The organism is Yersinia massiliensis, from assembly GCF_003048255.1.
Taxonomy (GTDB): domain Bacteria; phylum Pseudomonadota; class Gammaproteobacteria; order Enterobacterales; family Enterobacteriaceae; genus Yersinia; species Yersinia massiliensis_A.
Map to the genome: position 1 here is coordinate 4,372,548 of NZ_CP028487.1, position 12,482 is coordinate 4,385,029.

The window sequence follows — 12,482 nt, forward strand, 5'->3', positions numbered from 1 at the left end:
CCGTCAGGTGCTAAACGAGGTCGTGTTGCTGATTGACGCGACGATGCTTATCGATTGTGAAACTAGCGAGTTTCACAGAGCTTGCGAAGGATTTCAGGACGCTGATTCTTAATCATTCTTACGGCTTCACCAACGCAGGTATCAGTAGTTGTTGTTCCCCTTGCTGCTTTGGCCTGTTTAATTTGATGGGCTAAAGTAGCAACCTGGGCCACCAACAGTGTTTCTAAGGTATCATTGTCCATGAGTCTCTCCATGTAGGGTGTGGATTTCCGGCTGATACTACCAGTTGAAGTTGGTAGCAGAATTTTAAAGGAGATTACTGTAAGCCTAACTCCTTTTCACATACAGTAATCGTTTTACAAAAAGTATCCCACGAAATCCACAGTCTTCCCCTAAAGTCCCATAATTATCTCACGGTTACCCCTGTATTTATCTCATGTCTAATCAGGAGGCGATGAAAAACGCATTAATTGTGCCGCACAACACAGATCAAAGAGTTGTTGAGTCAGTGCTCGTCCCTGTTCTTCCTTGGGGGCTTTCAACCGCTGCTGCAATTGCCGCCATGCGCGATCAAACAAACGGTTCTGCCCACGTACTGGATAAAACTCTTGTTGTAGCATGTCGATGGCTGCTGGCAGCTTGCGGAATGTACGCAATACATCAAGGCACATGATATTGCCAGACCCCTCCCAGATGCTGTTGACCGGCATTTCACGATAAAGTCGTGGCAGTTCACTTTGTTCGCAATAGCCGATCCCGCCAAGTACTTCCATCGCTTCAGCAACAAAGGCACTGCCCAGACCACAGACTCGATATTTTGCCGCCGGTGTCAGTAAGCGACTGAATATCTGTTCGTGAGCCTCTTTGGGCTTCTCCCATGATCGAGCTAAACGCATCAGTAACGCGGTATGCCCCTCAAGGCGCAATGCCATGCGGCTGAGTTCTTGCCGCATTAAAGGTTGCTCAACCAATGCTTTGCCAAATGCTTGCCGCTGCCAAGCATGGTAGAGCGCAACAGAAAAGGCTCGTCGCATCAGACCATGGCTACCCAATGCGCAATCGAAACGGGTATATCCGCCCATCTTCAAGATTTGGCGGATTCCGTCCCCTTCATCACCCAATAGCCATGCGCTAGCATTTTCAAATTCCACTTCACTGCTGGCATTAGAACGGTTACCCAGCTTATCTTTCAGCCGTTCTAATCGAATGGCGTTATGGGTGCCATCAGGCAATATTTTAGGCAGGAAGAAACAAGATAAGCCGCCTTCGGCCTGCGCCAGTACCAGATGAGCATCACTCTGCGGCACAGAGAAAAACCACTTGTGCCCCACCAGACGATAAGCTTCACCGTGACCACGTGAGCCCAACGGTTCTGCCCGCGTAGTATTACTGAGTACATCAGAGCCTCCCTGTTTCTCCGTCATGCCCATCCCAATCAGCAAGCCCCGCTTCTGGTTACCAACGACCTGATGAGAGTCATAGCGATCAGAAAGCAATGGCGGCAGCCAATTTTGAAAAAGCGGTGGAAGTGATTGTTGCAACAAAGGAATAGCACCAAATGTCATCGTGATGGGGCATAACGTTCCGGCCTCAACTTGAGCATGCAGGATAAAACGTGCCGCTCGAGCCACAAAAGAGCCGATGCGAGCATCTTCCTGCCAAGGTAGGTTATGCACCCGATGCTTAACCAATTCCTGCATCAACACATACCACGCGGGGTGAAATCGCACCTGATCTAGCCGCTGACCGGCGGCATCGTAGCGTAATAATTCGGGCGGGTTATTGTTTGCCAACCGCCCTAATTCCAGTGACTCCTGCGAACCAAGTTGTAACCCAATCAGAGAGAGTTCCTCCCCATCCCAACCCGCATGCTCCCGCATCACGGCTTCTCGCAATGCCATATCAGATAAAAATAAATTACTGTTCGATAATGGCTCTGGTTGATTGAAAACCAAGTGGGTCTGCCACTCCATACCTTCCTCCATTTCGGTACTTACCCTTCTGATTAGCAGTGACAGGGGGTTTAATCGACCTGTTATGCCAATGACTCAGGGTATGAATGTACAACCGGCATTCATAAATCAGGATTAAGTATGGTGTAGGTGGGAGTTTTTGCTGACAGACTCATCACAAACAGGGATCAAACCCCTATCTAACGCAGATAATTGCGATGGCGCCGTCACATCGCAAATAAAAAAGCCAACATCGATAAATGTTGGCTTTTGACGAAGCATAAAGAGAAAAAAATTAACCTTTCAGCGCTCTCTGGCGCACAGCTTCAAATAAGCAGACACCGGTGGCCACTGACACATTCAACGAAGAAACCGTTCCTGCCATCGGAATACTGATCAATTCATCACAGTGTTCGCGGGTTAAACGACGCATACCTTCACCTTCTGCGCCCATTACCAGCGCCATCGGGCCAGTCATCTTGCTCTGATACAGAGTGTGATCGGCTTCGCCAGCCGTCCCCACAATCCAGACATTGTGATCTTGCAGCACACGCAAGGTACGCGCCAGATTCGTCACCTTAATCAAAGGCACGTTTTCTGCTGCACCGCTGGCCACTTTCTTAGCAATCGCATTGAGCTGTGCGGAGCGATCCCGTGGCACGATAACCGCATGGACGCCTGCGGCATCCGCGCTACGCAAACATGCCCCCAGATTATGAGGATCAGTGACACCATCGAGCACCAACAGGAAAGGCGTCTCTAGGCTTTCTAGTAAAGCTGGCAGATCATTTTCTTGATACTGACGCCCTTCACGCACCCGCGCCACGATACCCTGATGGACGCCGCCTTCAACCTGCCCATCCAACCACTGACGGCTGGCAACCTGAATCACTAAACCCGCCGCTTCCAAATCAGCGACAAGTGGCTGTAGGCGACGATCATCACGACCTTTCAGTATAAAAACTTCAAGGAAACGCTGTGGATCGTTTTCTAACAGGGCTTTGACGGCGTGAATGCCGTAAATAATTTCGCTCATGATGCTCTTTTACATGTGTTAGCAGACAACATAATTTGCCAGCCAATGATTAAATTAATGCGGGTGACCGAAGCCACCCGACTACAACGCCATTACTCGTCGCTACTGGTTTTTTTCTTCGCACGCTTGGCCTTGGTGGCAGCGGCAATTTTTTTCGTTTTTGCAGAGGCTCTTTTCGCTTTTGCTTTAGCTTTTTTCTCAGCTTTCACTTTGTCGTCTAGCTTAGCGGCTGCATCTGCTGGGCGAAAAGCGCTATCTGGCTCGAAATTAACCGGTTTCTTCGCGCGACGAGGCCGTTTTTGACCTGCCCCTGCTGGTGCCTGATCACGACGCGGCGCACCGGAAGAACTACCACGACCACCACGGCTCGAGGACGTATCGCGCATAGTACGTTGACCATCCGCTTTCTTCGCTTTATCACGAGCAGTCTTGCCTTCGCCACGTGGCTTGCGAGTACTGGATACCAGTGCAAAATCAATTTTGCGCTCATCCATATGGACCGCTTCCACCCGAATCTCGACGGTATCGCCCAACCGGTAAACTTGACCAGAAGACTCGCCGATCAAGCGCTGGCCGATGCTATCATAGCGGTAGTAGTCGTTATCCAAACTAGAAACATGCACCAAACCATCGATAAACAGATCGTCCAGACGCACGAAGAAGCCAAATCCAGTCACACTGGCAATAATACCGGTGAACTCTTTACCAACTTGATCCTGCATGAAGTCGCACTTCAGCCAATCCGCCACATTACGGGTGGCTTCATCCGCGCGGCGCTCAGTCATTGAGCAGTGTTCACCCAATTGCAGCATCTCTTCGAACTCACTGTGCCAGCCGCCAGTAGGCGTCCAACGTTCTTTCACATTGCCTTGCTCTTTCGCAAGCTGGTACTTGATAGCACGATGCATCGCCAAATCAGGATAGCGACGGATGGGTGAGGTAAAGTGACCATAAGAAGCCAATGCCAAACCAAAGTGACCCCGATTTTCCGGATCGTAAATCGCCTGCTTCATGGAACGCAGCAACATCGTTTGCAGCATTTCATGGTCTGGACGATCAGCGACTTCATCCATCAGCACCGCATAGTCTTTTGGCTCAGGTTTCAAGCCACCACCGAGTGTCAGACCCAACTCACTCAGCACGCTGCGTAGCGCGGAGATATGGTCATCACTTGGGCGGTCATGGACGCGGAACAGGGCAGGTTCGTTATGTTTCTCGACAAACCGCGCCGCGGCGATATTCGCCAAAATCATGCACTCTTCAATCAGCTTATGTGCATCATTGCGCACCGTCGATTCGATACGCTCGATACGGCGTTCAGCGTTGAAAATGAATTTAGCCTCTTCGGTCTCAAACGCAATACCGCCTCGTTCAGCACGGGCCTTATCCAGCGCCTTGTACATGGTATGCAGCTCTAATAAGTGCGGCACCAGCGGCTTATATTGTTCACGCAGCGACTCTTCACCATCAATGATGCGCCACACTTTGGTATAGGTCAGACGCGCATGGGAGCTCATTACCGCTTCATAGAACTTATAAGATGAAAGCTTGCCCTGTGAGGAGATGGTCATCTCACACACCATGCACAAGCGGTCGACTTGCGGGTTCAATGAACAGAGGCCGTTCGACAGCACTTCCGGCAGCATCGGGACGACTTGCGATGGGAAGTAGACTGAAGTACCACGGCTACGCGCTTCATCGTCTAGCGCCGTACGTGGGCGCACGTAATAGCTGACATCCGCGATGGCAACCCACAAACGCCAGCCGCCACCCCGTTTTTTCTCGCAATACACAGCATCATCGAAGTCACGAGCATCTTCGCCATCAATGGTAACCAATGGTAGGTTGCGTAAGTCTACGCGCCCTTTTTTCGCCGCTTCTGGCACTTCTTCTTTTAGATCTGCAACCTGTTTTTCTACCTGAGGTGGCCAGGTATGCGGGATTTCATGGGTACGCAAAGCAATGTCTACCGCCATGCTCGTGCCCATATTTTCGCCAAGAATTTCAACGATTTTACCCACAGCTTTGGTCCGGCGAGTCGGACGCTGGGTTAACTCAACCACCACCATATACCCCATCCGCGCACCGTTGATTGCCTCCGGTGGGATCAGGATATCAAAACTCAGGCGACCATCATCCGGCACCACAAAGCCAATACCTGCATCGGTAAAGTAGCGGCCAACGATTTGGCTAGTTTTCGGTACCAATACCCGCACAATACGCGCTTCACGGCGACCTTTGCGATCTGCGCCCATCGCTTGAGCCAAGACCACATCACCATGAATCGCTGTTTTCATCTGTTCTGCGGAGAGATACAAATCATCTTTGCTACCTTCAACACGCAAAAAGCCGAAGCCATCACGGTGGCCAATAACCGTACCGCGTAATAAGTCTAGGCGCTCCGGCAAGGCGTAGCACTGGCGACGAGTGAAGACCAATTGCCCATCACGCTCCATCGCGCGTAGGCGGCGGCGCAGTGCTTCTAAAGCCTCTTCACCGGTTAAATTCAGTTCATTAGCCAGCTCTTCACGGCTGGCAGGGGTTTCGCGCTTGGCGAGATGAGTCAAAATGAATTCCCGGCTTGGGATCGGCGACTCATATTTTTCTGCTTCTCGTTCCAAGAATGGATCTTGTGACATTGCGGTTCCTCCGTTGTCAGCAGCAGGCTGTATTCCCAAATTGTAGGCGTATTAACGGCACTCGCTCTCCCGAATCACTGACTTGCAGCAGCCCTCACTCATTGGGCATCTCAGGATTATCTTGCTTACCGCCGTCCTACACCTCTCATTTTATGGGGTATACACATGTTTTATTATAAAAACTACTCAACAAGTAATAGCTTATAGAGTGGAGTGTTATCTTGGACCATGTCAGCCAAAGTATAGTTATCCAGCTCGTTTAGGAAACTCTGCACCGCCTGATTTAGCACTTGTTTCAAGCGGCAAGCGGGGGTGATATGGCAAAAATCACTGCTACAGTTCACCAGTGAGAGTGGTTCAAGTTGGCGTACAACATCACCAATTCGAATCTGCTCGGCAGGTTTACCCAACCGTATTCCACCGTTCTTACCCCGCACCGCAGTGACCAACCCGACACGGCTCAACTGATTGATTATTTTAACCATATGATTACGAGACACGCCATAGACCTCAGTTACCTGAGAAATGCTGGTCATTTCGCCTTCCGGCAGCGAGGCCATGTAAGTCAGCGCCCGCAAACCATAATCAGTAAAACTTGTTAACTGCACATATACCCCTGAGTATCAGTTTACTCGGCTTAAACCCATCTAAGATGACACATATTTGATCAGTCAGAAGTGCGATTCTAAGTGTTATTTAGAAAACTTATATCCTAAATCATTCGAGTTACAGAAAGGCAGCAACTGAGTGAATTCCCAAGAGCTTACCATCAGTAAGTGATTAGGGGGAACGAAGACAGTGAACACCCATGCAACTTGTAGTATGACTGATATATAGTTTGAATGATAAACCAGCCATAAAGCTTGCGACTAATCATTTAGGTGACAGGTGAGTTTTTGATGTAAAACGGCATGTCGGGGCAGTTTCAGCATATCTTCCTTCCCCAGTTTTATTGACGTTGTATACAAGTTTGACGTTGCAGGTAAATCGCTAATGCAGGGAAAGCATAAACAATAAAGCCGGACGTAAGCCCGGCTATTACTTAAAGCACACATCTAATGCTGATTTTTGGCGGTGAGCCAATGAATCATCAATTACGCATCAAATGGGTCGCGCAGGATCATGGTTTCTTCACGATCAGGGCCGGTAGAGATGATATCAACCGGAACACCCGTCAACTCTTCTACACGTGCAATGTAGTTCAGAGCAGCCTGTGGCAACTTGCTGTGTTCTTTCACGCCAAAGGTGGTTTCTGACCAGCCTGGCATGGTTTCGTAGATTGGCTCAATACCTTCCCAACCTTCAGCAGCCAGTGGTGTAGTCTCCACTTCGCGGCCATCTGGCATACGGTAACCGACACACAGTTTCACTTCTTTCAAGCCATCCAACACGTCCAATTTGGTCATGCAGAAGCCAGATAAGGAGTTGATCTGTACAGCACGGCGTACCGCAACGATATCCAACCAGCCAGTACGACGACTACGGCCAGTGGTCGCGCCATATTCGTTACCTTGCTTACGCAGGAATTCGCCTGTCTCGTCGTTCAGCTCAGTCGGGAATGGACCTGCGCCAACACGAGTAGAATACGCTTTAACGATACCCAGTACATAATCAACATAACGTGGGCCAAGGCCTGAACCTGTCGCAACGCCACCAGCGGTGGTGTTAGAGGAGGTCACGTATGGATAAGTACCGTGGTCGATGTCCAGTAAGGTGCCTTGTGCGCCTTCGAACATGATCAATGCACCTTGCTTACGGGCACTGTCCAGCAATTCAGAAACGTCAACAACCATAGCAGTCAAAATATCGGCAATAGCCAACACTTCATCTAGCACAGTTTGGTAGTCAACCGCGTCTTCTTTGTAGTAATGCACTAACTGGAAGTTGTGGTAATCCACAATTTCTTTCAGTTTGATTGCGAAGGTTTCTTTGTTGAACAAGTCACCGACGCGCAGACCACGACGAGCAACTTTATCTTCATAGGCAGGACCGATACCACGACCAGTAGTACCGATAGCTTTTGCACCACGTGCTTTTTCACGCGCATTATCCAGAGCCACATGATAAGGCAGGATTAATGGGCATGCTTCGGAGAGTAACAGTCGCTCACGAACAGGCACACCGCGCGCTTCAAGTTCTGTCATCTCTTTCATTAAAGCGTCAGGCGCCAGTACAACACCGTTGCCGATGATGCTGATTACGTTTTCACGCAGAATACCTGAGGGAATTAAATGAAGAACGGTTTTCTCACCGTTGATAACCAAAGTATGGCCAGCGTTGTGACCACCTTGATAGCGCACAACATATTTAGCCCGTTCAGTCAGCAGGTCAACGACCTTGCCCTTACCTTCGTCACCCCATTGGGTGCCCAGTACGACGACGTTCTTACCCATCTCAAAAATCACCAGGTTGCTTAAAAAAGGATTCTAACATCTCATACGGTGGCTTTCAGTACTTTTTAACACATAATTGAACAATATTTGTGCTTACATTTAGCCACCCATGCGGCTACGCAACATGTAGTAGATAACGACTCCGGCAACCACTAATCCTCCACCAAAACGGCGCAAAGTCGTATCGGGTAATTGGGTCATCGACTGAATCATTTTGCGCCAAGTTTTGGGGTAAAGCATCGGACCCAGTCCTTCAAGCACCAAAACCAGTGCCAATGCTAACAAAATGGTTGAATTCATGGTCTGTCTCAAAAGGTCAAAATGGTTTCAAAAAGAAAAGGCCCGTATGAACGGGCCTTGCTATTACGGTCAAAACACGCTGTTACAACAGCCGTTATGGACGCTTGCTCGAGTTATCAGGTGAACGCATGTAGCGGAAGAAATCGCTGTCTGGGCTCAACACCATCACATCTTTGCCGCTGTTGAAGCTGTTCTCATACGCACGCAAGCTACGGATGAAGGCATAGAAGTCTGGATCTTTGCTGAAGGCATCGGCAAACAGACGAGCCGCTTCTGCATCACCGCCGCCGCGAGTAATACGCGCCTGACGCTCTGCTTCTGCCAGTGTACGTGTGACTTCATAGTCAGCCGTTGCACGCAACTTCTCTGCTTCTTCCTGACCTTGTGAACGGTGACGACGGGCTACCGCTTCACGTTCAGCACGCATACGCTGGAAGATAGCATCAGAGACTTCAGCTGGTAAGTTGATTTGCTTGATTCGCACGTCAACCACCTCAATCCCCAGTGCCGCCATACTGTTCGGGTTAACCGCAGGTTGTTTACCTTTGGTTTCCTGCTCAACACGGGCAGCAGCAGAGGCAATGGCATCATCAGCTTCTGTCGTGACAGTTTCATCATCTGTTGTACCGGTATTCAATGCGTTACGAACTTCAGTCGTCAATCGACCACGGGAGTCAGTCACGATATCGCGCACATCCAAACGGCCAATTTCAGAACGTAAACGGTCACTGAATTTACGTTTCAGCAGGACTTCTGCCTGAGAAATATCACCACCACCTGTTGCCAGATAGTAACGGCTGAAATCGCTGATACGCCACTTCAAGTATGAGTCGACAATCAGGTCTTTCTTCTCTTTGGTAACGAAACGGTCAGCTTGGTTATCCATAGTCTGGATACGAGCATCTAACGTCTTCACTGTTTCGATAAAGGGTATTTTGAAATGCAGGCCCGGTGAGTACACCAGTGGCTTGTTATCACTATCACGCAATACCTTACCAAAGCGCAGCACAATCCCGCGCTGGCCTTCTTGTACCACAAACATCGAAGCGTAGAGTGCAACTAACACCACAACGACGATAAGTAAAATAGACTTACGCATTGGTTATTCTCTCCCTACGCGAGTGGAAGTATCACGCTGAACATTCGCTCGGCGCTGATCCATGATAGAGCCACTGGTTGAGCTTGAACTACTTGCACCAGACTCTTGGCTGCTATTAGCAGAGGAAGGTGGATTCAAACGAAGCAGGCTGGTGTCTTTGTTACCGTCCGCTTTATCTGCGCTTTGACCGCGCATCATTTGATCCAATGGCAACACCATCAAACTATTGCCTTTATCATTAGCCAACACTTTGTGGGTTTTACCCAGAACTTTCTCCATGGTTTCGATGTACAAACGTTCACGGGTAATTTCTGGTGCAGCCTTATACTCAGGCAGCAACTTGGCAAAACCGGCAACCTCACCTTGCGCTTCCAATACTTTACGCGCGGCATATGCACGAGCATCTTCTAACAGACGCTGCGCCTGGCCATTAGCACGAGGTTGGACTTCGTTGGTATAGGCTTCCGCTTCACGAATATACTGCTGTTCGTTTTCACGGGCTGCAATTGCATCATCAAATGCGGCTTTAACTTCTTCCGGCGGACGTGCAGCCTGGAAGTTAACGTCCAGCAACGTTATCCCCATGTTGTACGGACGAATCGTTTCTTCCAGTACACGCTGAGTATCGCTACGAACGATGGTACGGCCTTCGGTGAGAATTTTGTCCATGGTGTATTTACCAATAACACCACGCACTGCGCTGTCTGTTGCCTGACGCAGACTGTCATCAGGATTAGTCACGCTAAACAGGTATGCAGCTGGGTCGGTCACACGATACTGCACGTTCATCTCGATGCGAACCACGTTCTCATCGGAGGTCAGCATGACACCAGAAGCGGCCAATTCACGTACAGATTCAACGTTAACTGGGGTCACTTCATCGATAAAGGTCGGTTTCCAGTTCAAACCAGGCTGTACGATGTGGCTTAATTTACCCAAGCGAGTCACAACACCGCGCTCGGCTTCTTTAATTGTATAGAAACCACTTGCCGCCCAGATAACCACAATCGCAACGACGGCGATGCCCACAATACGACCACTGATAGCAGGGCCTTGTGTCGCGCCATTGTTGCCATTACCGCTTCCGCCACCTTTGCCACCGAGGCTACTCAGTTTTTTGCTCAGTTTACGGAAGATATCATCCAGATCAGGCGGCCCTTGGTCACGGCCACCTTTATTATTGTTATTTCCGCCAGAGTTGCCGCCATTATTATTGCTGCTCCCCCACGGATCGCGGTCCTGTCCGTTATTACCGGGCTGATTCCACGCCATGTTTTAGCTCCATTCTTCTATGATTGGTTTTCTTCAGGCCAAGAGCACATGCCAAAGACGCTGGCTCTCAATCTCGCAAGAAAGATTAGTTAATCAATGTGTTTGAATATAACTGTTCAATTCTTGCTCTTGTTTACAGAGACGACGCCAATCCACGATAGGCATTCTTACCACCATACCGACGTTCCCGTCCTCATCTATCCACTCTTTTTCAATTGCCTGAAGCTGGTAAAAACGGCTACGTAGACGACCTGCCTGAGGCGGCAAACGTAATTCATAGTGTGCGATCTCACCTGAAAGACGCTCCGTCAACGCTTGAAATAGCAACGGGATCCCTGCGCCGGTTTGAGCTGAAAGCCAAACTCTGACTGGCAGATTGTCTTCGTTGCGGTCAATTCGCGGGACAAAATCATCCAACAAATCGATTTTATTCATCACTAATAATGTAGGTATTTCATCGGCCTCGATTTCTGCCAAGACAGAATCGACCGCGGCCATATTCTCAGTTACCCGAGGATCAGCTGCATCGATAATGTGTAACAGTAATGAGGCCTGCCGCGTTTCTTGTAATGTTGCTTTAAAAGCAGCAACCAAATCGTGCGGCAGATGCCGAATGAAACCTACCGTATCCGCCAATACCGTATCCCCGACATCAGCCACATTGATGCGGCGTAACGTTGGATCCAGTGTGGCAAATAATTGGTCAGCTGCATAAACATCAGCTGCCGTAATTTTGTTAAACAGGCTGGATTTACCGGCGTTGGTATATCCCACCAAAGAGACTGTCGGAATATCAGCGCGTGTACGCGCACGACGACCTTGCTCACGCTGCTTAGCTACGCGTTCTAGCCGGCTCAAAATCAAGGAAATTCGGTCACGTAACAGACGGCGGTCAGTCTCCAACTGGGTTTCACCAGGCCCTCTTAGGCCAATCCCCCCTTTTTGACGCTCAAGGTGCGTCCAGCCTCGTACCAAACGAGTCGCGATATGGCGCAATTGCGCTAATTCGACTTGTAATTTACCTTCATGGGTACGAGCTCGTTGGGCAAAAATATCTAAAATCAGCCCTGTACGGTCAATAACTCTGCACTCGCACAAACGCTCAAGATTTCGCTCTTGAGCAGGGGATAGGGCATGATCAAACAAGACGACAGTCGCGCCACTGGCTTTTACTGCGTCAGCAATTTCTACGGCCTTTCCTTCGCCAACAAAGAACTTAGGGTGTGGTGCTTTGCGACTCCCCGTCACAATTTGCAAAGCCTCAACGCCCGCAGAAGAGACTAGCGCTTCGAACTCACGCAGATCTTCTGAGTTTTTGTCTTGCGAGAAATAGATATGGACCAGTACGGCCTGCTCACCGGCTTCATAGCGGTCAAACAAACGTGCAACCTCTCAAACGGATCAATACCGCTAGTGCGGAGAACATAAGCCCGAATCCGTTGCTTATGCTCTCCGTCATGGTCGAACTGCGATACGCTTTATTCAGCGTCATCGCTATCCTGCTGCGGCTGTTGAGGCGCAGACGGATTACTACCATGATAATTATTGGTGCTACCACCTGGGTTATTGCTGTGATGCGAAACCGGGCGGGAAGGCACGACAGTAGAGATGGCGTGCTTATAAACCATCTGGCTGACTGTATTCTTTAACAGAATGACAAACTGATCAAAAGACTCAACTTGGCCCTGCAGTTTAATGCCATTCACTAAATAAATAGAAACCGGAACACGTTCACGACGCAATGCGTTCAGGAACGGATCTTGCAAAGATTGCCCCTTAGCCATTCTATGT

10 protein-coding genes and 1 pseudogene are annotated in these 12,482 nt (G+C 49.4%); all 11 read right to left on the reverse strand.

Going from position 1 to position 12,482, the window contains the following annotated elements; genetic code table 11:
* Positions 1-62: 62 nt before the first annotated feature.
* A complete protein-coding gene (locus tag DA391_RS24265) occupies positions 63-242 on the reverse strand; it encodes a hypothetical protein (RefSeq protein ID WP_159074578.1) in 180 nt (59 codons plus the stop codon).
* A 207-nt stretch (positions 243-449) separates the two neighbouring features.
* A pseudogene (locus DA391_RS20340) lies at positions 450-1,985 on the reverse strand (isovaleryl-CoA dehydrogenase); the annotation flags it as partial.
* Between the two features lie 262 nt (positions 1,986-2,247).
* Positions 2,248-2,988, reverse strand: a complete 741-nt coding sequence (gene rlmB / locus DA391_RS20345) for a 23S rRNA (guanosine(2251)-2'-O)-methyltransferase RlmB (RefSeq protein ID WP_050080925.1) — start codon at positions 2,986-2,988, stop codon at positions 2,248-2,250.
* A 92-nt stretch (positions 2,989-3,080) separates the two neighbouring features.
* Positions 3,081-5,627, reverse strand: coding sequence for a ribonuclease R (gene rnr, locus DA391_RS20350; protein ID WP_050286609.1), 2,547 nt, complete (start codon positions 5,625-5,627; stop codon positions 3,081-3,083).
* Between the two features lie 182 nt (positions 5,628-5,809).
* Positions 5,810-6,235: a nitric oxide-sensing transcriptional repressor NsrR gene (gene nsrR / locus DA391_RS20355; RefSeq protein ID WP_050080927.1), complete on the reverse strand. Its 426-nt coding sequence runs from the start codon at positions 6,233-6,235 to the stop codon at positions 5,810-5,812.
* Positions 6,236-6,721: 486 nt separating this feature from the next.
* Positions 6,722-8,020 (reverse strand): adenylosuccinate synthase, encoded by a 1,299-nt coding sequence (locus DA391_RS20360; RefSeq protein ID WP_019211342.1) that lies wholly within the window; start codon positions 8,018-8,020, stop codon positions 6,722-6,724.
* Between the two features lie 99 nt (positions 8,021-8,119).
* Positions 8,120-8,320, reverse strand: a complete 201-nt coding sequence (locus DA391_RS20365; protein ID WP_049604988.1) for a DUF2065 domain-containing protein — start codon at positions 8,318-8,320, stop codon at positions 8,120-8,122.
* 94 nt (positions 8,321-8,414) lie between these two features.
* Entirely contained in the window at positions 8,415-9,419 is a 1,005-nt protein-coding gene (gene hflC, locus DA391_RS20370) for a protease modulator HflC (protein WP_050080928.1), read from the reverse strand.
* 3 nt (positions 9,420-9,422) lie between these two features.
* Positions 9,423-10,691, reverse strand: a complete 1,269-nt coding sequence (hflK, locus tag DA391_RS20375) for an FtsH protease activity modulator HflK (RefSeq protein ID WP_050080929.1) — start codon at positions 10,689-10,691, stop codon at positions 9,423-9,425.
* A gap of 93 nt (positions 10,692-10,784) precedes the next feature.
* Positions 10,785-12,071 (reverse strand): ribosome rescue GTPase HflX, encoded by a 1,287-nt coding sequence (hflX, locus tag DA391_RS20380; RefSeq protein ID WP_042806653.1) that lies wholly within the window; start codon positions 12,069-12,071, stop codon positions 10,785-10,787.
* A 98-nt stretch (positions 12,072-12,169) separates the two neighbouring features.
* A complete protein-coding gene (gene hfq / locus DA391_RS20385; RefSeq protein ID WP_019211346.1) occupies positions 12,170-12,475 on the reverse strand; it encodes an RNA chaperone Hfq in 306 nt (101 codons plus the stop codon).
* Positions 12,476-12,482 lie beyond the last annotated feature (7 nt).